The 25,157-nt window shown below is 60.0% G+C and carries 21 protein-coding genes; 12 read left to right on the top strand and 9 right to left on the bottom strand.

The genetic code is table 11. The annotated features are described in order from the left end of the window. Window positions 1-2 precede the first annotated feature (2 nt). On the top strand, window positions 3-530 hold the full coding sequence (gene gmhB / locus APH25_RS02725) for a D-glycero-beta-D-manno-heptose 1,7-bisphosphate 7-phosphatase (RefSeq protein ID WP_028633185.1): 528 nt from the start codon (window positions 3-5) through the stop codon (window positions 528-530). A gap of 46 nt (window positions 531-576) precedes the next feature. After that, entirely contained in the window at window positions 577-1,365 is a 789-nt protein-coding gene (locus tag APH25_RS02720; protein ID WP_060480981.1) for a 1-acyl-sn-glycerol-3-phosphate acyltransferase, read from the top strand. Window positions 1,366-1,570: 205 nt separating this feature from the next. Here APH25_RS02720 and APH25_RS02715 read toward each other — a convergent pair whose 3' ends face one another. Beyond that, window positions 1,571-3,190, bottom strand: a complete 1,620-nt coding sequence (locus APH25_RS02715; RefSeq protein ID WP_028633187.1) for an MFS transporter — start codon at window positions 3,188-3,190, stop codon at window positions 1,571-1,573. 98 nt (window positions 3,191-3,288) lie between these two features. Beyond that, window positions 3,289-4,935 carry a GMC family oxidoreductase gene (locus APH25_RS02710; RefSeq protein ID WP_028633188.1) on the bottom strand — a complete coding sequence of 549 codons (1,647 nt, stop codon included), beginning with the start codon at window positions 4,933-4,935 and terminating at the stop codon, window positions 3,289-3,291. A gap of 159 nt (window positions 4,936-5,094) precedes the next feature. Between APH25_RS02710 and APH25_RS02705 the strand changes: the two genes are divergently transcribed. Further along, window positions 5,095-5,982: a LysR family transcriptional regulator gene (locus APH25_RS02705; protein ID WP_060480971.1), complete on the top strand. Its 888-nt coding sequence runs from the start codon at window positions 5,095-5,097 to the stop codon at window positions 5,980-5,982. Here the strand turns inward: APH25_RS02705 and APH25_RS02700 are convergent. Genes APH25_RS02700 through APH25_RS02690 form a run of 3 tightly spaced genes read right to left on the bottom strand, consistent with a single transcriptional unit; the run spans window position 5,971 to window position 8,980 of the window. Then, window positions 5,971-6,789 (bottom strand): sulfite exporter TauE/SafE family protein, encoded by an 819-nt coding sequence (locus tag APH25_RS02700; protein ID WP_060480970.1) that lies wholly within the window; start codon window positions 6,787-6,789, stop codon window positions 5,971-5,973. The genes APH25_RS02705 and APH25_RS02700 overlap by 12 nt on opposite strands. Then, complete coding sequence (locus APH25_RS02695; RefSeq protein ID WP_060480969.1) at window positions 6,786-8,057, bottom strand: FAD/NAD(P)-binding oxidoreductase; 1,272 nt, start codon at window positions 8,055-8,057, stop codon at window positions 6,786-6,788. Before APH25_RS02695 ends, APH25_RS02700 begins: the two co-directional genes overlap by 4 nt. Window positions 8,058-8,095: 38 nt before the next feature. Then, a complete protein-coding gene (locus APH25_RS02690; RefSeq protein WP_060480968.1) occupies window positions 8,096-8,980 on the bottom strand; it encodes an MBL fold metallo-hydrolase in 885 nt (294 codons plus the stop codon). A gap of 221 nt (window positions 8,981-9,201) precedes the next feature. Here APH25_RS02690 and APH25_RS02685 point away from each other — a divergent pair, with 221 nt between their 5' ends. Then, entirely contained in the window at window positions 9,202-10,509 is a 1,308-nt protein-coding gene (locus tag APH25_RS02685) for a sigma-54-dependent Fis family transcriptional regulator (protein ID WP_028633193.1), read from the top strand. 78 nt (window positions 10,510-10,587) lie between these two features. Here the strand turns inward: APH25_RS02685 and gyrB are convergent, their stop codons facing one another. Genes gyrB through dnaA form a run of 4 tightly spaced genes read right to left on the bottom strand, consistent with a single transcriptional unit; the run spans window position 10,588 to window position 16,812 of the window. Next, window positions 10,588-13,008 carry a DNA topoisomerase (ATP-hydrolyzing) subunit B gene (gene gyrB / locus APH25_RS02680; RefSeq protein ID WP_060480967.1) on the bottom strand — a complete coding sequence of 807 codons (2,421 nt, stop codon included), beginning with the start codon at window positions 13,006-13,008 and terminating at the stop codon, window positions 10,588-10,590. 4 nt (window positions 13,009-13,012) lie between these two features. Beyond that, window positions 13,013-14,116 (bottom strand): DNA replication/repair protein RecF, encoded by a 1,104-nt coding sequence (gene recF / locus APH25_RS02675; protein ID WP_060480966.1) that lies wholly within the window; start codon window positions 14,114-14,116, stop codon window positions 13,013-13,015. A gap of 15 nt (window positions 14,117-14,131) precedes the next feature. Beyond that, window positions 14,132-15,235, bottom strand: coding sequence for a DNA polymerase III subunit beta (dnaN, locus tag APH25_RS02670; RefSeq protein WP_028632793.1), 1,104 nt, complete (start codon window positions 15,233-15,235; stop codon window positions 14,132-14,134). Window positions 15,236-15,279: 44 nt separating this feature from the next. Next, window positions 15,280-16,812, bottom strand: a complete 1,533-nt coding sequence (dnaA, locus tag APH25_RS02665; protein WP_060480965.1) for a chromosomal replication initiator protein DnaA — start codon at window positions 16,810-16,812, stop codon at window positions 15,280-15,282. A 591-nt stretch (window positions 16,813-17,403) separates the two neighbouring features. On the opposite strand from dnaA, the gene rpmH reads away from it, so the two are divergent. From rpmH to APH25_RS02635, 8 genes are all read left to right on the top strand, one after another. Then, window positions 17,404-17,538: a 50S ribosomal protein L34 gene (gene rpmH, locus APH25_RS24790; RefSeq protein ID WP_003253163.1), complete on the top strand. Its 135-nt coding sequence runs from the start codon at window positions 17,404-17,406 to the stop codon at window positions 17,536-17,538. A gap of 13 nt (window positions 17,539-17,551) precedes the next feature. Further along, entirely contained in the window at window positions 17,552-17,956 is a 405-nt protein-coding gene (rnpA, locus tag APH25_RS02660; protein ID WP_028632795.1) for a ribonuclease P protein component, read from the top strand. Continuing rightward, window positions 17,949-18,194 carry a membrane protein insertion efficiency factor YidD gene (gene yidD / locus APH25_RS24785; RefSeq protein ID WP_075046823.1) on the top strand — a complete coding sequence of 82 codons (246 nt, stop codon included), beginning with the start codon at window positions 17,949-17,951 and terminating at the stop codon, window positions 18,192-18,194. The genes rnpA and yidD overlap by 8 nt, the downstream gene beginning before the upstream one ends. A gap of 2 nt (window positions 18,195-18,196) precedes the next feature. Further along, complete coding sequence (gene yidC / locus APH25_RS02655; RefSeq protein ID WP_028632796.1) at window positions 18,197-19,879, top strand: membrane protein insertase YidC; 1,683 nt, start codon at window positions 18,197-18,199, stop codon at window positions 19,877-19,879. 87 nt (window positions 19,880-19,966) lie between these two features. Continuing rightward, window positions 19,967-21,337, top strand: a complete 1,371-nt coding sequence (gene mnmE, locus APH25_RS02650) for a tRNA uridine-5-carboxymethylaminomethyl(34) synthesis GTPase MnmE (RefSeq protein ID WP_028632797.1) — start codon at window positions 19,967-19,969, stop codon at window positions 21,335-21,337. Window positions 21,338-21,807: 470 nt separating this feature from the next. Beyond that, entirely contained in the window at window positions 21,808-23,700 is a 1,893-nt protein-coding gene (gene mnmG, locus APH25_RS02645) for a tRNA uridine-5-carboxymethylaminomethyl(34) synthesis enzyme MnmG (protein ID WP_060480980.1), read from the top strand. Beyond that, on the top strand, window positions 23,697-24,347 hold the full coding sequence (rsmG, locus tag APH25_RS02640; protein WP_028632799.1) for a 16S rRNA (guanine(527)-N(7))-methyltransferase RsmG: 651 nt from the start codon (window positions 23,697-23,699) through the stop codon (window positions 24,345-24,347). Before mnmG ends, rsmG begins: the two co-directional genes overlap by 4 nt. 18 nt (window positions 24,348-24,365) lie before the next feature. After that, window positions 24,366-25,157, top strand: coding sequence for a ParA family protein (locus APH25_RS02635; protein WP_028632800.1), 792 nt, complete (start codon window positions 24,366-24,368; stop codon window positions 25,155-25,157).

The raw sequence follows: 25,157 nt of genomic DNA, 5'->3' as shown, positions 1-25,157 counted from the left end.
CCGTGAAGCTGCTGATACTCGATCGTGACGGGGTGATCAACCATGACTCCGACGCCTACATCAAGACGCTGGACGAGTGGGTACCCATCCCAGGCTCGATCGAGGCGATCGCGCAGCTGAGCAAGGCGGGCTGGACGGTGGCCGTGGCCACCAACCAGTCCGGTATCGCCCGTGGCTATTACACCGTCGCCACCCTTGAGGCCATGCACGCGCGCCTGCGCGCGCTGGTGGCCGAGCAGGGTGGCGGGGTGGGCCACATTGTTTATTGCCCGCACGGGCCCGACGAGGGTTGCGACTGCCGCAAACCCAGGCCGGGCATGCTGCGGGCCATCGCCAGCCACTACAAGGCCGACCTTCAGGGCGTGTGGTTCGTTGGCGACAGCACCGGTGACCTTCAGGCCGCGCTGGCCGTGGGTGCCCAACCTGTGCTGGTGAAAACCGGCAAAGGTGAACGAACCCTGGCGAAGGGCGTTCCAGAATCCACCTTGATTTTCGACGACCTGGCGGCTATCGCCAGAGAACTAATCTAAACAGTGCGCCGCCAGGCGCATTTTCATGCAGCGGGCAGGCCCCGCAATGGTACAAACCACTATGTCGATCCTGCAGGCGATCAGAGTCTTTCTTTTTTACCTGCTGCTGGGCACCAGTTCGTTGCTGTGGTGCTCGCTGAGCTTCTTCATCGCGCCGTTTCTGTCGTTCCCCAAGCGCTACCGGTTCATCAACGTGTATTGGTGCCGCTGCGCGGTGTTCCTCGCCCGCGTGATGGTCGGCATCGATTACAAGATCACAGGCGCCGAGAACGTGCCGGCTGTGCCCTGCGTGATCCTGTCGAACCACCAGAGCACCTGGGAGACGTTTTTCCTGTCCCAGTACTTTTCGCCCCTGAGCCAGGTGCTCAAGCGCGAGCTGTTGTACGTGCCGTTCTTTGGCTGGGCCATGGCCATGCTGAGGCCCATCGCAATCAACCGCGACAACCCCAAGGAAGCGCTGCGGCAGGTCGCCAGCAAAGGCGATGAATTGCTCAAGCAGAAAACCTGGGTGCTGATTTTCCCGGAGGGTACGCGTGTGCCGTTTGGCACCGTCGGCAAATTCTCCCGGGGTGGTACGGCCTTGGCGGTCAATGCTGGGTTGCCGGTGCTGCCTATTGCCCACAACGCAGGTAAATACTGGCCCAAGACAGGCTGGGGCAAACGTGCTGGCACCATCGAGGTGGTGATTGGCGAGCCCATGTATGCCCACGGCACGGGCCCGCGAGCCATTGCGGAGCTGAATGACCGCGCCGCTGCCTGGAACGAAGCGACGCAACGGGCGCTGGGATCGCTGCCGCCTGTTGAGGAAGACGCTCAGGTAAACAGTGCCTCCTGATCTGTGGATAACGTGTGTGCAATTTATGGATCAATTGCAGGAAATCAAACCTAACTAACTGAATTAATTACATATTTCCTTGTATGGTTTTTTCGGGAAAATCGTGCATAAGTTTTTTTAGGGCATAAAAAAACTGGCCGTTAGGTCCTGGGCCAGTTTGAGGTGACAGGGGCTGCGCTGCAGCCCCCACTTAGTGTGGTCGGCTTCACACCTTGTCGATATCTACATCCTTGGTTTCTTTGAGGCAGAAAATACCCACCACCAGGCTGATGCCAGTAATCAGCACCGGGTACCACAGCCCATAGAAGATATCGCCGGTATACACCACCAACGCAAAGGAAACCGTCGGCAGAAACCCGCCGAACCAGCCGTTGCCAATGTGGTAAGGCAGCGACATCGAGGTGTAGCGGATGCGGGTGGGGAACAGTTCCACCATCACGGCGGCCAGCGGGCCATAGGTCATGGTAGCGATCAGGATCATGGCTACGATCAACACCACCACCATCACCTGGTTCACCTGAGCAGGGTCAGCCTTGGCAGGGTAACCCGCTTGTTCAACGGCGGCGCGCATGGCCGTTTCATCATAGCCATTGATGGTCTTGTCACCGATGTTCACCACCACGTCGCTACCGGCCACTGCCACAGAGCTGTAGGGCAGGCCCTGTTTCACCAGGAATGTCTTGACCTTGTCGCAGGGGCTGTCGAAGCGTGCCTTGCCCACCGGGTCGAACTGGAAGGTACAGCCTTTAGGGTCTGCGGTCACAACGATCGGCGCCTGTCGGCTGGCGTTGTCGATCTGGGGGTTGGCGTAAAAGCTCAAGGCCTTGAACAGCGGGAAGTACAGCACCGTGGCCAGCAGCAACCCGAGCATCAGGATGGGTTTACGGCCGATTCTGTCCGACAGCCAGCCGAAGAACACGAAGAAGGGCGCGCCAATCACCACGCTGATGATCAGCAGAGTATTGGCCTGGGCCGCGTCCATTTTCAGCATCTGGGTCATGAAGAACAGCACGTAGAACTGCGCTGTATAGAATGTGACCGCCTGCCCGGCGTTGATGCTGAACAGCGCCGTGAGTACCACTTTAAGGTTGGGCCAGGACGTGAACGATTCACGAATAGGCGACTTGCTGACCTTGCCCTGGGCCTTCATTTTCACGAACGCGGGCGACTCGTGCATGCTCATGCGGATCCAAGTAGAGATGCCCAGCAGCACGATCGACAGCAGGAACGGCAAGCGCCAGCCCCAAGTTTCGAACTGGTCGCCACTGATGTACCGGCTACCCAGCACCACCAGCAATGACAGCAACAGGCCGAGGGTGGCCGTGGACTGAATGAACCCGGTATGGAAGCCGCGCTTGCCGGGCGGCGCATGCTCGGCTACATAAGTGGCCGCGCCCCCGTACTCACCACCCAAGGCCAGCCCCTGCAGCATGCGCAACACCACCAAAATGATGGGCGCGGCGATACCGATACTGGCGTAGGTGGGCAACAGCCCCACGGCGAAGGTGGACAGCCCCATCAGCACGATGGTGATCAGGAAGGTGTACTTGCGGCCGATCATGTCACCTAGCCGGCCAAACACCAGTGCCCCGAAGGGCCGCACAAGGAAGCCTGCAGCAAATGCCATGAGGGCAAAGATGAAGGCGGTGGTGTCGTTGACGCCGGCGAAAAACTGCTTGCTGATAACGGCTGCCAGCGCGCCATAGAGAAAAAAGTCATACCACTCGAAAACCGTCCCGAGGGATGACGCGAAAATGATCTTGCGTTCTTCACGACGGCTGGGGCTGCTGGCCGGCGCGTCCTGCTCTTGAATGTAGTCCGACATCGTTGCTGTCCTCGGCCCGCAGGGCCACAGTGATTATTCTTGTTGTTCCACTGTCGGCAGCTTTCGACCGCAAGCTACCGGTGTTGCACGCACCCTGGTCAGGGCGTCGGTAGTGCGTTTTCGCTCACGTAGGTTGGGGTATTGGCTCCTTTGAGAATCATCTGCGCCGCTTTCTCGGCGATCATCAAGGTGGGTGAGCAGGTATTGCCGGAGGTGATCTGCGGCATGATCGAGGCATCCGCCACACGCAGCCCGGGGATGCCATGCACACGCAGCTGGTTATCCACAACGTCCAGCGTGCCACTGCCCATGCGGCAGGTGCCGCTGGGGTGGAAGATGGTGGTGCCGATCTTGCCAGCCGCCTCGATCAAGTCTGCCTCGCTGTGCAGGGCCGCACCTGGCAGGTATTCCTTCGGCGCGAAGGCGGCGAGGGCAGGGGCCTGGACGATACGGCGGGTAAGGCGAATGGCTTCGGCAGCCACGCGCAGGTCCTGCGGGTCGCTGAGGTAATTGGGGTCGATCAGCGGTGCACTGTTCATGTCCGTGTCACGGATATCGATACGCCCGCGGCTGGCCGGGCGCAGGTTGCACACCGAAGCGGTAAAGGCGGGGAACGTGTGCAGAGGCTCGCCGAAGCGTTCCAGCGATAAAGGCTGTACATGGTATTGCAGGTTGGCACTGGCCTGCTGCGCGTTCGACCTCACGAACGCCCCCAACTGGCTGGGGGCCATGGCCAGCGGGCCGCTGCGATCGTAAAGGTAACGCAGGCCCATGCCCATCTTGCCCCACAGGCTGTTGGCCATCTGGTTGAGGGTACGGGTGTTGCCGATCTGATAGATCAGGCGCAGTTGCAGGTGGTCCTGAAGATTGCCGCCAACGCCAGGCATGGCATGGCGCACACCGATGCCCAGGCGGGTCAGCAACTGGCTTGGGCCCACCCCGGAGCGCTGCAGGATACCGGGTGAACCCACCGCTCCCGCACACAGAATGATTTCACGGCGCGCCGCAAACTCGTGCCAGCCACCTTGCCAGAACGCCTTCACCGCCCGCGCGCGGGTATTGTTCAGCAGCACCTGGTCCACCTGCACACCGGTCAGCACCGTCAAGTTGGGCCGGTGCCGGATCGGGCGCAAGAATGCCTTGGCAGCATTCCAGCGCACACCACTGCGCTGGTTCACCTGAAAATATCCACAGCCTTCGTTGTCGCCTGTGTTGAAGTCATCCACCTTGCCGATGCCAACCTGCTCAGCGGCATCGCGGAAGGCGTCGAGGATCGGCCAGCTGTAGCGCTGGCGCTCTACCCGCCACTCGCCGCTGGCGCCGTGGAACTCACTGGCGCCGGCGAAGTGGCTTTCACTGGCCTTGAACAGCGGCAGTACATCTTTCCAGGCCCAGCCTGCATTGCCTTGCTCGGCCCAACCGTCATAGTCGGCGGCCTGGCCGCGCATGTAGATCATGCCATTGATGGAGGAACAGCCACCCAGCACTTTGCCCCGAGGGTAACCCAGTGCTCGGCCAGCCAGCCCTGGCTGGGCTTCGGTCTTGAAGCACCAGTCGGTGCGCGGGTTGCCGATGCAGTAAAGGTAGCCGACGGGAATATGAATCCAGGGGTAGTTGTCACGGCCCCCGGCCTCCAGCAGCAGAACACGGCTGGAAGGGTCGGCAGACAGCCGGTTGGCAAGCAGGCAACCCGCAGGGCCAGCGCCCACGACCACGTAGTCAAAGGCAGAATCGGTTGATGGCATTGGCGACCTCTGAACTGTTTTTATTCTTGTCCTGATCCAGCTTAGTGAGTAATTTCGTGGAATAAAGACGAGATTTCGCGCAGCCGCTGTGCGTTTTAGCACAACGGTAACCATGGCAACGCCCAGGCTGAGTGGGCGTTCGAACGTACAGGGATCAGCATGTTCGACTGGAACGATTTGCGGTTTTTCCTGGAGTTGCAGCGCAGCGGCCGCCTGCTGACGGCAGCCAAGCGGCTTAACACCACTCACAGCACCGTCGCCAGGCACATCGAGAGCATCGAGCAGAGCCTGGGCACCGCGTTGTTTGTCCAGCATGCCCAAGGCTATGAACTGACCCCGTCGGGGCATGCGCTGCTCAAGCATGCCGAGGCCATGGAAAACGTCGCACTGCTGGCGCAGGAAGAAATCACCCAGGCCATTGCCCCCCTTGGCAAGATTCGTCTGGGGGTAACCGAGGGCATCGGCATCATGTTCTTCACGCCACGCATGAACGCCCTGTTCGAACGCTACCCGGGCCTTGAGGTTGAGTTGGTGGCGGTACCGCGCTTTGTGAGCATCTTGAACCGCGAGGCCGAAATCAGTATTCACCTGGAGCGGCCCAGCGCCGATCTGCTGATTACCCGCAAACTCACCGACTACCGCCTGGCACTGTACGCAAGCCAGGCCTACCTGGACCGCTCGGCGCCGTTGAGCACCCGCGAAGACCTGGCCCGCCATAGCTGGATCGGGTATGTGGACGATCTGCTGTTCAGCCAGGAACTGCTGTTTCTCAACAGCTTTTGCCGGTCGCCTAACGTGGTGTTTCGCAGCACCAGCGTGATCGCCCAGCAGGTGGCGGCGCGGGCCGGGCTGGGCATCGCCGTACTCCCCAACTACATGGCCCGCCATGATCCAACCCTGGTGCGCGTACTGCCGGGCGAAACCATCCAGCGCAGCTACTGGATTTGTACACGCCGCGAACTGCACAAGTCGGTACGCCTGCGGGTGGTCTGGGACTACCTGCTGGCATTGTGCGCTGCAGAGCAGGACGAACTGCTAGCCCAGTAACGCCTTGCCCATCAGCATCAACGCTGCGGCCCAACCGGCTAGCGCAAACAGTTGCTGCAAGCGTGGCCCCGCCAGCCTTGCTGCCAGGGGCCGCGCCATTAACAACCCGACCACTGCCCCCAGGGCAAAAGGCGCGCCCACCTGCCAGTGCATTACACCAGCCAGGGTGGCGCTGATAACGCTGCCAGCCGATACCAGCGCGATCACCGCCAGCGATGTTGAAACGATGCTGGCCATGCGCAGATTGGTGTAGCGGTTCAGGGCAGGGATGATGACAAAACCACCGCCCACACCCAGCAGCCCTGAAAGCAGACCGGACAACGCCCCCGTGCCGGCGAGCGCCCTTGCGCAGGGCAGCGTCCAGCGCAAACGGCCCTGCAGCGGGTTGAGCACACAAGGCTCGATCAGCCGGTGTGCACCCACGGTTTCACCCTTAAGCTCGCGGGCAGCCTTGCGCCAGATCCGCAGGCAGGCGTAGACCAGCACGCCGCCGAACAGCAACTGCAGTGGGGTGTTGGGTAGGTGATGGGCCATCATCAGACCCAATGGTGCGAACAGAACGCCCACCGCTGCGATGAGCAATGCGGCACGGTAGCGCACTACCCCTTGGCGCAAGCCGATAATAGCCCCCACAGCGGCTGCCAACCCAACGGCCAGCAGGCCGATGGGGGCAGCTTCAACCATCGTCAGCCCCAGGCCGAACACCAGCAGAGGCACAGCAAGAATGCCGCCCCCGGCACCGGTCAGTGCCAGCACCGCGCCAATGATCGCGCCCAGGCCTGCGCCCAGCAGCTGATGCTCGATCACTGCGCGCCCTCGGTGGCCAGCGGTGCGGGCCGGGCTAGCCATTCGCGCCCTTTGAGCATGCCCTGCCAATACAACGGTGGCAGTACACGGGCCTTGAGCAACCAGGCCAGGCGGGTCGGCTGCCGGCCGTCGAGTAGCCATGTGGGGAAGCTGGGCGCCAGCTTGCCGCCGTAGGTGAATTCAGCCAGCACAATCTTCCCACGCTCGACGGTCAGCGGGCATGAACCATAACCGTCATACCTGGCCAGGCCCGTGCGCCTGCCCAACGCTACCAGCACATTATTGGCGACCACGGGCGCCTGCTTGCGGGCGGCGGCGGCAGTCTTGGCATTGGTGGTGTTGGCGACGTCACCCAAGGCATGCACATTGGCGTAAGTGCGATGGCGCAGGCTATGAGGGTCTACATCCACCCAACCGTTGCTGTCAGCCAAAGGGCTGTTACGAATGAAGTCCGGCGCCACTTGTGGCGGCACCACATGCAGCATGTCGAAAGGTTCGGTGTGGCGCTCACTGCTGCCATCAGGCAGTGTTCGCACGAATGTGGCGCGCTTGTTCGGGCCATCCACGGCTACCAGACGCTGGGAGAAATGCAGGTCGACGTTGTATTTCTCAATGTACTTCATGAGCGCAGGCACATAGTCAGACACACCGAACAGTACGCCGCCGGCGTTGTAGAAACTCGCCTTGACCGCGCCCAATCGGCCGTGACGCAGCCAGTGGTCGCACGACAGGTACAACGCCTTTTGCGGCGCGCCAGCACACTTGATCGGCATGGGCGGTTGGCAGAACAGCGCGCGGCCCTGCTTGAGGTTTTGCACCAACTCCCACGTGTAGGGTGCCAGGTCGTAGCGGTAGTTGGAGGTGACGCCATTGCGGCCAAGGGTGTCTTCAAGCCCATCGATGGCAGCCCAGTCCAGCTTGAGCCCGGGGCACACCACCAGTTGCTCGTAGCTGATCGTCCGCTCGCCCTCCAGCACCACGTGCCGGCTGACCGGGTCGAAGCCCGTGACCCGGGCTTGCAGCCAGCGCACGCCGCGAGGGATGGTGGACGCCATGGTGTGGGCAGTACTGGGTGCATCGAATACACCGGCACCTACCATGGTCCAGCCTGGCTGGTAGTAATGCACCTCGGCGGGTTCGATCAACGCCACATCCAGCGACGGGTCGCGGCTGATAAGGCTCGAGGCAGTGGCGATGCCGGCGGCACCGGCGCCGACAATCAGCACCTGATGGTGTGTGCAGGTGGCAGGGGACAACAAGGCAGGCATGGCAATGAATCCTGAGTTCTGGTTATGGGGCAAAGCGGTTACAGGGCGTTGATCGGGATTTTCAGGTAACGCACGCCGTTGTCGTCCGGCGCGGGTAACTGGCCGCTGCGCATGTTCACCTGCACCGACGGCAAGATCAGCACAGGCATGTCCAGGGTTTTGTCTCGCGCTTCGCGCATGGCAACGAAGCTGTCTTCGTCGACACCTTGGTGAATATGGATATTGTGGGCACGCTGTTCGGCTACGGTGGTGACGTATCGCAGGGCCCGGCCCTCAGGCAGGTAGTCGTGGCACATGAACAAACGGGTGGTGTCGGGGAAGGCCAGCAGGCGGCGAATCGAGCGATACAGCGTGCGTGCATCGGCGCCTGGGAAATCGCAACGGGCGGTGCCGTAGTCCGGCATGAACAGGGTGTCCCCCACAAACAGTACTGTCTCGCCGGCATCCTCGATCATGAAGCTCATGCAGGCGGGTGTATGGCCCGGTGTGTGCAGGGCGCGAGCATGCAGGTTGCCAATGCGAAACCCTTCTTCATCCTCAAGCAGGGCATCGAACTGGCTACCGTCCCGGGCAAAGTCGGGCTCCGCGTTGAACAGGGCACCAAACACTTTCTGCACCTGGGTGATGTGCGCGCCGATGGCCGTACAACCGCCCAGCTTGCCTTTCAGATAGGCCGCTGCCGAAAGGTGGTCTGCATGCACATGGGTTTCAAGCACCCACTGCACCTTGGCATCGAGTGCTTCGACCCGCGCGATCAGCTGGTCCGCAGAAGCAGTGCTGGTGCGGCCAGCCTTGGGGTCGTAGTCCAGCACGCTGTCGATCAGTGCGCACTGGCGCGTCTCGCGGTCCATCACCAGATAACTGATGGTCGAGGTTGCCTTGTCAAAGAAGGCTTCCACTTGAAGGTTGTTACCGATGATCATCACGTTCTCCAATTGTCCACCGGGCTCGTACGGACACAGGTGGTAGGGGAAGGGTTATCAAGATGCATGCCAGGCGCCTTCAAGCGAATACAGGCTGCTTCAGGGCAGGTGTCACTGGCCTCGTCACCCTTTGGCAGCCGAAATGGCAGGCTGGCTGTCAGCCGATGGCAGTGTTTGGCAGTCCTTGTTACCCTCGACCGGGTTATCAGACCGGTGCCGTCATGCCTGAACCACATCCGCTTATTCTGGCCTTGGTGTCTTACCTGGAACATGATGCGCTGCCCACCATCGTCCTGGACACCGACTACAACATTCTGGCCGCCAATGCTGCCTACCGCCGTCAGTTTGGCCGCGACGACCAGGCGCCACTTGGCGAGAAATGTCACAAGGTATCTCACCACTATGCAGTGCCCTGCGATCAGGCCGGTGAGCACTGCCCCCTGCGCAAAGCCTGGGGGAGCAAGCAGCCTGAGCGCGTCCTGCACATTCACCACACGCCACGGGGCCCGGAGCATGTGGATGTAGAGCTGCGGCCGATTCTCGACGAGCAGGGCAGGGTGGTAGCGTTTGTCGAGCGTCTCACCAGCATAGCCCTCGCCTCGGCGCAGCCCCAGGAGCAGGGGCTTGTCGGCCGGGCGCCGGCCTTCAAGGCTGCGCTTGCCAGCCTGCAACGTGCAGCGCCGGCGCAGATCCCGGTCTTGCTGCAGGGCGAGTCAGGCACCGGCAAGGAGCTTTTTGCCCGCGCCGTGCATATGGGCAGCCCGAGAGCTAACGGCCCGTTGGTGGTAGTCGACTGCACGGGCCTGACCGATTCACTGTTCGAGAGCGAGTTGTTCGGCTACGAGAAGGGTGCCTTCACCGGGGCAAACCAGCGCAAGATCGGCCTGGCCGAAGCGGCCCATGGCGGCACGCTGTTCCTGGACGAAATCGGTGAAGTGCCGTTGCCGATGCAGGTAAAGCTGTTGCGGCTGATCGAGACAGGCAGCTTTCGCCCGGTGGGCAGCCTGCGTACGGTGCACTCTGATTTCCGCCTGGTATCGGCCACGCACAAACCGCTCAAGCAGATGGTGGCTGACGGCACATTCAGGGAGGACCTGTACTACCGCATCAGCGGCTTCCCCATTCGCCTGCCGGCACTGAGGGAGCGGGTAGAGGATCTGCCCCTGCTGACCGAGAGCTTGTTAAAACGCATGGCAGGTACACCCACTGCCAGCGTGGATGAGGCGGCATTGCAGCAACTGGCGCTGCATCCGTTCCCCGGCAATATCCGTGAACTGCGCAATATTCTGGAGCGGGCGAGGTTGTTTGCTGATGACGGCGTGATCAAGCCTGAGCATTTACCGGAGGACGTTGGCGCGAACATGGGCGCCGGAAGTTGGGATGGGAGGGGGGCTGGCCAGTTGGGGAATCTGGCGCAGGCGCTGGCGCACTTCAACGGCTCGCGCAGCGAACTGGCACGGCACCTTGGCGTAAGCGAGCGCACCCTGTATCGGCGGTTGAAGGCGCTGGGGGTTAACCCCGCGACGTGACCTGTCATCTGTCTTTTATTCAAACAGCAAAAAGCCCGCCGAAGCGGGCTCTTTGCTGCGGGGCAATTTACAACCCGATCAGAAGTCCAGGTTGGAAACCGACAGCGCGTTGCTCTCGATGAAGTCACGGCGTGGCTCGACCGCATCACCCATCAGGGTGTTGAAGATCTGGTCAGCCGCAATGGCATCTTCGATGGTGACCTTCAGCATACGGCGCACCGTTGGGTCCATTGTGGTTTCCCACAGCTGGTCCGGGTTCATTTCACCCAGCCCTTTGTATCGCTGGATGGTATGGCGCTTGGTGGTCTCGTTCATCAGCCAGTCCAGGCCTTCCTTGAACTCGACGATGGCTTTGCGGCGTTCGCCACGCTGCACGTAGGCGCCTTCACCCAGCAAGCTGGACAACTTACTACCCACGTTGACCACCGTGCGGTAGTCATTGCTACCGAAGAAGTCGCGGTTGAAGGTGATATAGCTGGCCAGGCCGTGGGAGATGATTTCCACTTCCGGCAGCCACACGTTACGTTCCTTGTCTTCGCGCAGGCTGGCTTTGTAGGCAAGGCCAGACTTCTGCGTGTTATCCAGACGCGCCTGGAACTGGGCCAGCCAGGCCTGCATGACGGCGTGGTCACCCAGCTGTTCCAGGGTAACTTCCGGCAGGTAGATGAAGTGCTCGGTCAGCTCTTCCGGGTACAGGCGCGACAGGCGCTTGAGCGTCTTCATGACACTGCGGAACTCATTGACCAGTGCCTCAAGCTGCACACCCGATACCGCAGGCGCGGATTCGTCCAGGTGCAGGCTGGCGTCTTCAAGGGCAGACTGGGTCATGTATTCTTCCATGGCCTCGTCGTCCTTGATGTACTGCTCTTGCTTGCCACGCTTCACCTTGTACAGCGGTGGTTGAGCGATATAGATGTAGCCACGCTCTACCAACTCTGGCAATTGGCGGAAGAAGAAGGTCAGCAGCAGGGTACGGATGTGCGAACCGTCGACGTCAGCATCGGTCATGATGATGATGTTGTGGTAACGCAGCTTCTCGATGTTGTACTCATCGCGGCCGATACCACAGCCCAGCGCGGTGATCAGCGTACCCACGTCCTGGGACGAGATCATCTTGTCGAAACGCGCCTTCTCGACGTTCAGGATCTTGCCCTTCAGCGGCAGAATGGCCTGAGTACGACGGTTACGGCCTTGCTTGGCCGAGCCACCTGCAGAGTCACCCTCCACCAGGTACAGTTCGGAGAGGGCAGGGTCCTTCTCCTGGCAGTCAGCCAGTTTGCCCGGCAAGCCGGCAATGTCCAGCGCACCTTTGCGGCGGGTCATCTCGCGCGCTTTGCGGGCAGCTTCACGGGCACGGGCGGCATCGATCATCTTGCCGACGACAGCCTTGGCCTCGTTGGGATTTTCCAGCAGGAAGTCGGAGAAGTACTTGTTCATCTCCTGCTCCACGGCGGTTTTTACCTCCGAGGATACCAACTTGTCTTTGGTCTGCGAGCTGAACTTGGGGTCCGGAACCTTGACCGAAATGATTGCGGTCAGGCCTTCACGGGCGTCGTCGCCAGTAGTAGAAACCTTGTTCTTCTTGGCCAGGCCTTCCTGCTCGATGTAGCTGTTCAGGCTACGGGTGAGGGAAGAACGGAAGCCAACCAGGTGTGTGCCACCGTCGCGCTGCGGAATGTTGTTGGTGAAGCACAGCAGGTTTTCGTTGAAGCTGTCGTTCCACTGCAGGGCGACTTCAACACCTACACCGTCTTCGCGCTGCACGCTGAAGTGGAATACCTGGCTGTTCACCGGGGTTTTGTTGGTGTTCAGGTACTCAACGAATGCACGAAGGCCACCTTCGTACTTGAAGAACTCTTCCTTACCGCTGCGCTCATCTTTCAGCAGGATACCAACGCCCGAGTTGAGGAACGACAACTCACGGATACGTTTGGCCAGGATGTCCCAGCTGAAGTGGATATTCTTGAACGTGTCGGCAGACGGCTTGAAGTGGATATGCGTACCGGTGGTTTCGCTGTCACCGACGATTTCCATTGGCGCTTGGGGTACGCCGTGCACGTAGGTCTGTTCCCAGATTTTTCCGCTACGGCGAACGGTCAGCACCAGCTTCTCGGAAAGCGCGTTCACTACCGATACCCCTACACCGTGCAGACCGCCGGATACCTTGTAGGAGTTGTCATCGAACTTACCGCCAGCGTGCAGCACGGTCATGATGACCTCAGCAGCGGACACGCCTTCCTCTTTGTGTACATCTACCGGAATACCGCGACCGTTATCGCGGACACTGATGGACTCGTCCGGATGGATGATGACGGTGATGTCGTCGCAGTGACCTGCGAGGGCTTCGTCGATCGAGTTGTCGACCACCTCGAAGACCATGTGGTGCAGGCCGCTACCATCATCGGTGTCGCCAATGTACATGCCGGGGCGCTTGCGCACGGCATCCAAACCTTTCAGCACCTTGATGCTGGAGGAGTCGTACGTTTGATTTTCGCTCATGCCTTCACTCCCGATGGTCGTGGGTCTGGGTGATACGGCCTTGTTCCACGTGGAACAAAGCAACTGGCGTTTCCGTCTGCCAGCCTTCCCTCAGTAGTTCTTGATCTACACAGGTGATGAATACCTGGCAGCGTAATTCTTCAAGCAAGCGGCACAACGCGCGGCGATGCTGGTCGTCCAGTTCGGATGGCAAGTCATCCACGAGATAGATGCAGGTACCCCGCCGCGCCTGGCTGACCAGGTGACCTTGGGCAATGCGCAACGCGCATACCACTAGCTTTTGCTGACCACGCGACAGGATATCGGCTGCGTTATTGGCAGCCAGGCGAAGACGCAGATCAGCACGTTGTGGGCCGGCCTGGGTATGGCCCATCTGCTGATCGCGAAGGAGAGAGGAGGCGAGCACTTCTTGGAGTTCCCGGTCCTTGTCCCAGCCTCGATAGTAGCTAAGGGTCAACCCGTCCAACTCAACCAGCTCGCTCAGGGTGTGCTCGAAGACGGGCTTCAAGGCCTTGATATAGTTGCGACGGTATTCATCTATCTCCGCGCTGGCCAGGCATAATTCCCTGTCCCAGGCGGCTTGCGAAGCAGCATCAAGTGTACCATGTCGCAACCATGAGTTCCGCTGCCGTAGCGCCTTCTGCAGACGCTGCCACGCAGGCATGAACCTAGGTTCCACGTGGAACACTCCCCAGTCCAGAAACTGTCTACGGATTTTTGGAGCGCCCTCCAGTAAACGGAAACTGTCGGGGTTTATCAGCTGAAGGGGCAACAGCTCCGCGAGTTGAGCGGCACTCCTCGCGTTCTGCCCATCTATGCGTATGGTGAAGTCCCCTTGCCGCTCACGGGATACCCCAAGGTTGCAAGCCCCACCTTCAGCAAGCTCCACCTCACCGAACACGGTACAGGCGGCCTGCTCATACTGGATGACCGGGTTCAAGCGGGTGCTGCGGAACGACCGAGCGAGCCCAAGCAGATGCACGGCTTCCAGCACACTGGTCTTGCCGCTGCCATTGTCGCCATACAGGATATTGATGCGGGGGGAGGGGGAGAGTGTCACCGGGTGCAAATTGCGCACCGCGGTGACCATGATACGTCGAAGGGACATGTCGCCTGCTACGGGTTACAAACGCATCGGCATGACAACATACGAAGAGTCGTCGTTGCCTGCCTCCTGCAGCAGCGCGCTGCTGTTGGAGTCCGACAAGATCAGGCGAACCTGTTCAGTGGTCATAACCCCCAGCACATCCAGCAGGTAGCTGACGTTGAAGCCAATCTCCAAGGAGCTGCCTTCATAGTCCACGCTGATCTCTTCCTCAGCTTCTTCCTGCTCAGGGTTGTTGGCCTGAATTTTCAGCTGCCCGGCAGCCAACTGCAGACGGATGCCACGGTACTTTTCGTTGGACAAAATCGCGGTACGGCTAAAGGCCTCGCGCAGGGCTTGACGGTCGCCCACTACCAACTTGTCACCGCCCTTAGGCAGCACGCGTTCGTAGTCTGGGAATTTGCCGTCCACCAACTTGGAGGTGAATGTGAACTCACCGGTAGTGGCGCGGATGTGATGCTGACCCAAAACGATGCTGACCATGCCCTCAGGGTCGGTCAGCAGGCGGGCCAGTTCCAGAATACCTTTGCGTGGCACGATCACCTGGTGGCGATCGTCCTGCTCGATAGGTGCACTCATGGCGCAAAGGGCCAGGCGGTGACCATCGGTGGAAACAGCCCGCAGCGTGTTGCGCGAGACTTCAAGCAACATACCGTTCAGGTAGTAGCGCACATCCTGCTGGGCCATGGCGAAGCTGGTGCGCTCGATCAGACGGCGCAGCTTGCTCTGTTCCAGGTTGCAGGTCAGCGAACCTGGGCCTTCTTCCACAGTGGGGAAATCATTGGCTGGCAGCGTCGACAGGGTAAAGCGGCTACGGCCAGCTTTGACCAGCAGTTTCTGCTCGTCCACCTTGATGTCGATAAGCACATCGCTAGGCAGGCTCTTGCAGATGTCCATCAGCTTACGCGCCGGGACAGTGATTTCGCCAGGCTCGGCTGGCTCTTCGAGTTGCACGCGCCCTACCAGTTCGACCTCCAGGTCGGTACCGGTCAACGACAATTGCTGGCCCTGTACAACCAGCAATACGTTGGACAGCACCGGCAAGGTCTGGCGGCGCTCGACGACACCGGCGACCAGTTGCAGGGGTTTCAACAGGGCTTCGCGTTGAATGGTGAAATGCATGGTCTAGTCCCTTGCCTTCAATTAGCTAGCTGCGCCAACGGCCATCAGGTCGTCAGCGTACGCAGCAGGTTCTTGTAGTCCTCGCGGATGTCCGCGTCGGATTCCTTAAGTTCGTTGATCTTGCGGCAGGCATGCAGCACGGTCGTATGGTCCCGACCACCGAACATGTCGCCGATCTCTGGCAAGCTGTGGTTAGTCAGCTCCTTGGACAGGGCCATGGCCACCTGCCGTGGGCGCGCCACCGAGCGCGAACGCCGCTTGGACAACAGATCGGAGATCTTGATCTTGTAGTACTCAGCCACCGTGCGCTGGATGTTATCCACACTCACCAGCTTGTCCTGCAGGGCCAGCAGGTCTTTGAGCGACTCACGGATTAGCTCGATGGTGATCTCGCGCCCCATGAAGTGGGAGTGGGCGATTACCCGTTTCAGCGCACCTTCCAGCTCACGAACGTTGGAGCGTATGCGTTGGGCGATGAAGAACGCGGCATCATGCGGCAGCTCGACCTTGGCCTGGTCGGCCTTCTTCATCAGGATCGCCACACGGGTTTCCAGTTCTGGCGGCTCGACTGCCACAGTCAGGCCCCAACCGAAACGCGACTTCAGTCGCTCTTCAAGGCCTTCGATTTCCTTGGGATAGCGGTCGGACGTCAGGATGACCTGCTGGCCACCTTCGAGCAGGGCGTTGAAGGTGTGGAAGAATTCTTCCTGGGAGCGCTCCTTGCGGGCGAAGAACTGAATATCGTCGATCAGCAATGCATCCACAGAGCGGTAGAAACGCTTGAACTCGTTGATGGCGTTCAGCTGAAGCGCCTTGACCATGTCCGCGACAAAGCGCTCCGAATGCAGGTAGACCACCTTGGCATTCGGGTTCTTCTTCAGCAGGTGGTTACCCACAGCGTGCATCAGGTGAGTCTTGCCCAGGCCCACGCCCCCATAAAGGAACAGCGGGTTGTACCCGTGCTTGGGGTTGTCGGCCACCTGCCATGCCGCTGCCCTGGCCAGCTGGTTGGACTTGCCCTCTACAAAGGTATCGAACGTGAACGTGCGGTTCAGGTAGCTGGTGTGCTTGAGCGCGCCCTCTACCTGCACGGTGCGTTGCTCGGCCCGGCCATTGACGACAGGGGCCGAGGGAGGTTCGGCCATGGCGTCAAAGCTGTCCCTTGAAGACTGCTGAGCGGATTGTTCAACAGTGGAAGCTTCGGCCGGGGCCACCGCAGCAAGCTCGGGGGCCACAGCAGCAGGCACGGCTTTTTGCGCCTGGGTCTGGGCCTGCGAGGCGGCGATGGCTGCACTCACCGGGGCGTTGGGTGCAGCACGGGGTGCTGAGCTGCGACGGCTGCCAATCAGCAACGAAAGAGCGGGGGCAATGCCACTGCCATTTTCCCCCAACAGTTCCAGCAAACGCCCCAGGTACTTTTCATTGACCCAATCAAGGACGAAACGGTTGGGCGCGTAGACGCGCAACTCGTCGCCTTCGGCTTCGACCTGTAACGGACGGATCCAGGTGTTGAATTGTTGGGCAGGCAGTTCGTCGCGCAGAAGCTCTACGCACTGCTGCCAAAGTTCCACTGACACGGATATCCCCTGAGTTTGAAAGCCGGATAAGGCCGAAACAAACCGCCATTGTACCGATCGAGCGTCAACTTATCCACATGTGGACACCACGGTAGCCATGGCAAAACAGCCATTTACCGACTAAAACGACCTGACGCAGCTGTGAATAAACCCTGTGGATAACGCAACCTGAGGGCTATGCACAACCCTGGGTCGAAATCTGTTGATAACTCCACTGTGGATAACGACCTCTTTTATCCACATGTTCTCTCCAGGCCCGAAACAGGCGCAGCACCGGTTTGAAACAGACTTTTGAATCGCTGAAAAGCCTGTTTTACAAGGCCTGTGAGGGGTTATCCACAGAAAGTTATCCACCTAAGCGTTATAAGTTCTTCAGAAAAGCTTTTTATATGTCTCTTCTTTTTTTCATGTTGAACGTGATCTGACTGCTCAATCAAGCCGACGCTGGCCCACCGCGCGCTGCCACTCATCCCGCCGTACATAAGGAAAGGCTGGTTGGAAATTGACCTACGGGCTTGCTTTCTCTAGAATCGCCGGTCTCTTAAAAGGGGGCCATCCCGGCCCGTCGTCGACAAACCCAGGTAACACGCCATGAAACGTACTTTCCAACCAAGCACCATCAAGCGCGCGCGCACTCACGGTTTCCGTGCTCGTATGGCTACCAAGAACGGCCGCGCCGTACTGTCGCGTCGTCGTGCCAAAGGCCGTAAGCGTCTGGCCATTTGATTTTTCGGCACAGGTGGTGAGTCAGGACTTCAGTCGGGAAAAGCGACTGCTTACACCCCGGCATTTCAAAGCGGTCTTCGACTCCCCAACCGGCAAGGTTCCAGGGAAAAACCTGCTGATCCTTGCTCGCGAGAACGGGCTGGATCACCCGCGCCTTGGCCTGGTGATCGGCAAGAAGAGTGTCAAGCTCGCCGTTCAACGCAACCGCCTCAAGCGCTTGATGCGCGATTCCTTTCGTCTTAACCAGCAAACGCTTGCCGGCCTGGACATCGTGATCGTCGCGCGCAAGGGATTGGGTGAAGTGGAAAACCCGGAATTGCACCAACACTTTGGCAAGCTCTGGAAACGCCTGGCGCGCAGCCGACCGGCACCAGCAGCCACCGCCAATTCCGTAGGGGTAGACAGCCAAGATGCGTAAACTGGCACTCGTTCCGATCCAGTTTTACCGTTATGCCATTAGTCCTCTGATGGCCAGCCACTGTCGTTTCTTCCCCAGCTGTTCCTGTTATGCCTATGAAGCCATCGAAAACCACGGCCTCTGGCGTGGTGGGTGGCTAGCCGTTCGTCGCCTGGGGCGTTGTCATCCGTGGAACGACGGCGGTTTCGATCCCGTTCCTCCCGCTCCTTCCTCCCGAACTTCTTCGATAGCCGAGTAATCATGGATATTAAACGCACGATCCTGATCGTCGCCCTGGCAATCGTGTCCTACGTCATGGTCCTCAAGTGGAACCAGGACTACGGCCAGGCTGCCCTGCCGACTCAGAATACTGCTGCCAGCACTGCCAACCCGGGCTTGCCTGACGGTGTACCGGCGGGTAACGCCGGCGCCAGCGCCGATGTGCCTAGTGCCAACGCCGAGACCAGCCAGGCCGAGCTCGCACCGGTCGCTGTCAGCAAGGACCTGATCCGGGTCAAGACCGACGTCCTGAACCTGGCTATCGATCCGGTCGGTGGTGACATCGTCCAGCTGAACCTGCCGCAGTACCCGCGCCGTCAGGATCACCCGGATATTCCGTTCCAGCTGTTCGACAACGGTGGCGAACGCGTCTACCTGGCACAAAGCGGCCTGACAGGCGCCAACGGCCCTGATGCACGTTCGGCCGGTCGCCCACTCTATGCGGCCGAGCAGAAGAGCTATCAGCTGGCCGACGGCCAGGAGCAACTGGTCGTCGACCTGAAGTTCAGCGACAACGGCGTCAACTACATCAAGCGCTTCAGCTTCAAGCGCGGTGAATACGACCTCACTGTCAGCTACCTGATCGACAACCAGAGCAGCCAGGCCTGGAGCGGCAACATGTTTGCCCAGCTCAAGCGTGATGCCAGCTCCGATCCATCGTCGAGCACCGCTACCGGTACCGCCACCTACCTGGGCGCAGCCCTGTGGACACCTTCCGAGCCCTACAAAAAGGTCTCGATGAAGGACATCGACAAAGGTAGTTTGAAAGAAAATGTGTCTGGAGGCTGGGTCGCCTGGCTGCAGCACTACTTCGTAACCGCGTGGATCCCTGCCAAGTCGGACAACAACGTCGTCCAGACCCGCAAGGATAGCCAAGGCAACTACATCATCGGCTACACCGGCCCGGCACTTAGCGTGCCTGCGGGCGGCAAGGCCGAAACCAGTGCCATGCTGTATGCCGGTCCGAAGATCCAGTCCAAGCTCAAGGAGTTGTCCCCAGGCCTGGAACTGACGGTGGACTACGGCTTCCTGTGGTTCATTGCCCAGCCGATTTTCTGGTTGCTGCAACATATCCACAGCCTGCTGGGTAACTGGGGCTGGTCGATCATCGTGCTGACCATGCTGATCAAAGGCTTGTTCTTCCCGTTGTCGGCTGCCAGCTACCGTTCCATGGCGCGCATGCGTGCCGTTTCGCCCAAGCTGGCCGCGCTGAAAGAACGCTTCGGTGACGATCGCCAGAAGATGTCCCAGGCGATGATGGAGCTGTACAAGAAAGAGAAGATCAACCCGCTGGGCGGCTGCTTGCCAATCCTGGTGCAGATGCCGGTATTCCTGGCCCTGTACTGGGTGCTGCTGGAAAGTGTCGAAATGCGCCAGGCCCCCTGGATGCTGTGGATTACCGACCTGTCGATCAAGGATCCGTTCTTCATCCTGCCGATCATCATGGGCGCCACCATGTTCATCCAGCAGCGTCTGAACCCGACCCCGCCGGACCCGATGCAAGCCAAGGTGATGAAAATGATGCCGATCATCTTCACCTTCTTCTTCCTGTGGTTCCCGGCTGGCCTGGTGCTGTACTGGGTTGTGAACAACTGCCTGTCCATCACTCAGCAGTGGTACATCACCCGCAGCATCGAAGCAGCCAGCAAAAAAGCTGCTGCCTGACGGGCTACTGCGCTAGCCTGTGAATAAAAACGCCCCCCAGTGGGGCGTTTTTGCTATCTGTCGTTTTTGTCGTAGAGGCTTTCGAGCATGAATACTGTGCGTGAAACCATCGTCGCCATTGCCACCGCCCAAGGGCGCGGTGGGGTGGGGATCGTCAGGCTGTCAGGGCCTCTGGCAGGCAGGGCCGGCGAATGGATCACCGGCCGTCACCTGACCCCGCGCCACGCCCATTACGGCGCGTTTCGAGGTGAGGATGGGCTGGTGCTGGACGAGGGCATTGCCTTGTTCTTTCCGGGCCCTAACTCGTTCACCGGGGAGGACGTGCTGGAGCTGCAGGGCCACGGTGGCCCGGTGGTGCTGGATATGTTGCTGCAGCGTTGCGTACAACTGGGTTGCCGTCTGGCCCGGCCAGGGGAATTCAGCGAACGCGCATTTCTCAATGACAAACTGGACCTGGCGCAGGCAGAGGCGATCGCCGACCTGATCGAGGCCAGTTCCAGCCAGGCCGCGCGCAATGCCCTGCGGTCGCTTCAAGGGGAATTCTCGAAACGTGTCCACAGCCTGACCGAAGCCCTGATTGCATTGCGCATCTACGTGGAGGCTGCAATCGACTTCCCTGAGGAAGAGATTGATTTCCTTGCCGATGGCCACGTGCTGTCGATGCTGGATGCTGTACGAGCAACGTTATCCACAGTCCAGCGCGAAGCCGGGCAGGGCGCCTTGCTACGTGATGGCATGACTGTGGTAATTGCGGGTCGGCCCAACGCCGGCAAATCGAGCTTGCTAAACCAGCTGGCGGGGCGTGAAGCGGCAATCGTCACTGATATCGCCGGCACCACCCGGGACATCCTGCGTGAACATATCCACATCGACGGGATGCCCCTGCACGTTGTGGATACCGCAGGGTTGCGAGCAACCGAAGACCAGGTAGAAAAAATTGGCGTTGAACGTGCGCTCAAGGCCATTGGTGAAGCGGACCGTGTGCTGTTGGTGGTGGACTCCACCGCACCCGAAGCCAGTGACCCGTTCGCGCTGTGGCCGGAGTTTCTCGACCAGCGGCCTGACCCGTCCAAGGTCACACTCATCCGCAACAAGGCAGACCTGAGTGGTGAGCCTATTGCGCTTGAGCAGAGCGCGGATGGCCACGTCACCCTCACCCTCAGTGCCAAAGGCAACGATGGCGGCCTGCAGTTGCTGCGTGATCACCTCAAGGCCTGCATGGGGTACGAGCAAACTGCCGAAAGCGGGTTTAGCGCCCGCCGTCGACACCTTGATGCATTGCGCCAGGCCAGTGAGCACCTGGAGCATGGGCGGGCACAACTGACGCTTGCGGGTGCCGGTGAGTTGTTGGCCGAAGACCTGCGCCAGGCGCAGCAAGCGTTGGGCGAGATCACAGGCGCCTTCAGTTCTGACGACCTGTTGGGCCGAATTTTCTCGAGCTTTTGCATCGGCAAGTAGTTCACCGCAGCCTCGGGCACAGCCGCTCCACATGGAGCGGCTTTTTTTTGCGCTTTTTTTGGCCGCCTCGGGCTCAATTGGGTAACAGGAGCCCTGTGGAAAACCCTCAATGAGCTCAGTTGATAAGCAGGCGTTTTTGTTGAGGGTAAACTGCCCTGTGGGTAAACAGACCTTTTATGCACAGGCTAAAACCGCTTATCCATAGCCCTCCTGGGTACTAGGCCACAGGGTTTAATTTCTCTGTACATGGCTATTTGAAAGGCGTGCAGAACCTTATCCACAGATAAGGCTGTGCATAAGAATAAACATAAAAACAAAGCTTTTATAAATTTCTCTTCTTTGATTTCTGTTGTCTGCCATTCATCCACAGACTGGTCAAAATTTGCTCAGGCGGTTCCTTTAAGGGGGGTGAAGTCCCTATACTTGTCGGCTTACCTTCTCTATTCGCAAAAACAGGCACGAGGTGCGTGGTGGATTTCCCTTCCCGTTTTGAAGTGATCGTCATCGGCGGCGGCCATGCCGGTACCGAGGCTGCGCTTGCGTCTGCACGCATGGGTGTAAAAACCCTGCTGCTGACCCACAACGTGGAAACCCTCGGTCACATGAGCTGCAACCCCGCTATTGGTGGTATTGGCAAGAGCCATCTGGTGAAAGAGATCGATGCCCTGGGCGGCGCCATGGCCTTGGCCACCGACAAGAGCGGTATCCAGTTCCGTGTGCTGAACAACCGCAAAGGCCCAGCCGTTAGGGCAACCCGGGCACAGGCAGACCGCGCCATCTACAAGGCAGTGGTCCGCGAGATCCTGGAAAACCAGCCGAACCTGTGGATATTCCAGCAGTCCTGCGATGACCTGATCGTCGAGCAGGATGAGGTCAAGGGTGTCGTCACCCAGATGGGCCTGCGTTTCTTCGCCGATGCCGTGGTACTGACCACTGGCACATTCCTCGGCGGGTTGATCCATATCGGCATGCAAAACCATTCCGGCGGTCGCGCCGGCGACCCACCCTCGATCGCCCTGGCACACCGCATGCGTGAACTCCCGCTGCGGGTGGGTCGGCTGAAAACCGGTACCCCGCCGCGTATCGATGGCCGCTCCGTGGACTTTTCGTTGATGACCGAGCAGCCCGGCGATACCCCGATTCCGGTGATGTCGTTCATGGGCAATGCGGGCATGCACCCGCGCCAGGTCAGTTGCTGGATCACCCACACCAATGCGCGGACCCACGACATCATCGCTTCCAACCTCGACCGCTCGCCCATGTATTCAGGGGTTATCGAGGGGGTTGGGCCGCGCTACTGCCCGTCGATCGAAGATAAGATCCACCGCTTCGCCGACAAGGAAAGCCATCAGGTATTCATCGAGCCGGAAGGCCTGAACACCCATGAGCTGTACCCCAACGGCATCTCCACTTCGCTGCCGTTTGACGTGCAGCTGGAGCTGGTACGGTCGATTCGGGGTATGGAAAATGCCCACATCGTTCGCCCCGGTTACGCCATCGAGTACGACTACTTCGACCCACGCGACCTGAAGTACAGCCTTGAAACCAAGGTTATCGGCGGTTTGTTCTTCGCCGGCCAGATCAACGGCACCACGGGTTACGAGGAAGCCGGCGCCCAGGGCCTGCTGGCCGGGACCAACGCCGCACTGCGTGCCCAGGGCCGCGACAGCTGGTGCCCGCGGCGCGACGAGGCGTACATCGGTGTGCTGGTGGACGACCTGATCACCCTGGGTACCCAGGAGCCGTACCGGATGTTCACCTCCCGTGCCGAGTACCGCCTGATTCTGCGCGAAGACAACGCCGACCTGCGGCTTACCGAAAAAGGCCGCGAACTGGGCCTGATCGATGACCAGCGCTGGGTAGCGTTCTGCACCAAGCGCGACGGTATCGAGCGTGAAGAGCAGCGCCTGAAAACCACCTGGGTGCGGCCGAATACGGAACAAGGCCAAGCCATTGTGGATAAGTTCGGCACGCCGCTCAGCCATGAATACAGCCTGCTCAACCTGCTGGCGCGCCCTGAAATCGACTACGCCGGGCTGATTGAGGCCACCAACGGTGAGCCGATTGACCCACAGGTTGCCGAACAGGTGGAAATCCGCACCAAGTACGCCGGGTACATCGACCGCCAGCAGGACGAGATCGCTCGCCTGCGGGCCAGCGAGGACACGCGCCTGCCTGTGGATATCGACTATTCGAGCATTTCTGGCTTGTCCAAGGAGATTCAGGGCAAGCTGGGCCAGACGCGCCCCGAAACCCTGGGCCAGGCTTCGCGCATCCCCGGTGTTACACCGGCCGCGATCTCCCTGTTGCTCATTCACCTGAAAAAACGCGGCGCCGGCCGCGAGTTGGAGCAAAGCGCTTGAGTGCCCTGGTCACACCGCAACATGCCGAAGAGTTGTCCACAGGTGCCCGCGAGCTGGGGGTGCCACTGAGCCCGGAGCAACACGACAAGCTGCTTGGCTACCTTGCTCTGTTGATTAAATGGAACAAAGCCTACAACCTCACCGCTGTGCGCGACCCCGACGAGATGGTTTCGCGCCACTTGCTCGACAGCCTCAGCGTGATGCCGTTTATCCACAGCGAACGCCATGAATGGCTGGACGTGGGCAGCGGCGGTGGTATGCCTGGGGTGCCATTGGCTATTCTGCATCCGCACAAGCGTGTGACGGTGCTGGATGCCAATGGCAAGAAAACGCGCTTTCTGACCCAGGTGAAAATGGAGCTCAAGCTGGACAACCTCACGGTTATCCACAGCCGCGTGGAGGCGTTCGAGCCTGCACGTCCGTTCGATGGCATCGTCTCCCGTGCGTTCAGCAGCATGGAGAACTTCACCAACTGGACCCGCCACCTGGGCGACACCGGGACGCAATGGCTTGCAATGAAGGGGCTGCATCCTGCCGATGAACTGGTAGCATTGCCCGCAGACTTCACAGTGGAAAGCGAGCAGGCCCTGACCGTTCCGGGTTGCCAGGGCCAGCGCCATCTGCTGATACTGCGCCGCAAGGCTTGACTGGGAACACACGCAACAATGGCTAAGGTATTCGCAATCGCGAACCAGAAAGGTGGTGTAGGCAAGACCACCACCTGTATCAATCTCGCGGCCTCGCTGGCTGCGACCAAGCGCCGTGTGCTGCTGATCGACCTCGATCCGCAGGGCAACGCCACCATGGGCAGCGGGGTGGACAAGCACGAGCTCGAGCACTCGGTGTACGACCTGCTGATCGGCGAATGTGACCTGGCCCAGGCCATGCACTATTCCGAGCATGGTGGTTTCCAGTTGCTGCCGGCCAACCGTGACCTGACCGCTGCCGAAGTGGTGCTGCTGGAGATGCAGGTCAAGGAGAGCCGCCTGCGCAATGCACTGGCGCCCATCCGCGACAATTACGATTTCATCCTGATCGACTGCCCGCCGTCGCTGTCGATGCTCACGCTCAACGCCCTGGTTGCGTCCGATGGCGTGATCATCCCCATGCAGTGCGAGTACTACGCGCTGGAAGGCCTGAGCGACCTTGTGGATAACATCAAGCGCATCGCTGCACGGCTGAACCCCGAGCTCAAGATCGAGGGCCTGTTGCGGACCATGTACGACCCGCGCCTCAGCCTGAACAACGATGTTTCTGCGCAGTTGAAGGAGCACTTCGGCCAGCAGCTGTACGACACCGTGATACCGCGCAACATCCGCCTGGCCGAAGCGCCCAGTTTCGGTATGCCGGCGCTGGCCTACGACAAGCAGTCGCGTGGCGCGCTGGCCTACCTGGCCCTGGCTGGCGAACTGGTTCGCCGTCAGCGTCGTCAAACCCGCACTGCACAAACAACTTAA

Source organism: Pseudomonas sp. NBRC 111119, assembly GCF_001320125.1.
Classification (GTDB): domain Bacteria; phylum Pseudomonadota; class Gammaproteobacteria; order Pseudomonadales; family Pseudomonadaceae; genus Aquipseudomonas; species Aquipseudomonas parafulva.
The sequence above is the reverse complement of the archived record's forward strand: the minus strand, read 5'-3'. Positions and strand labels throughout refer to the sequence as shown.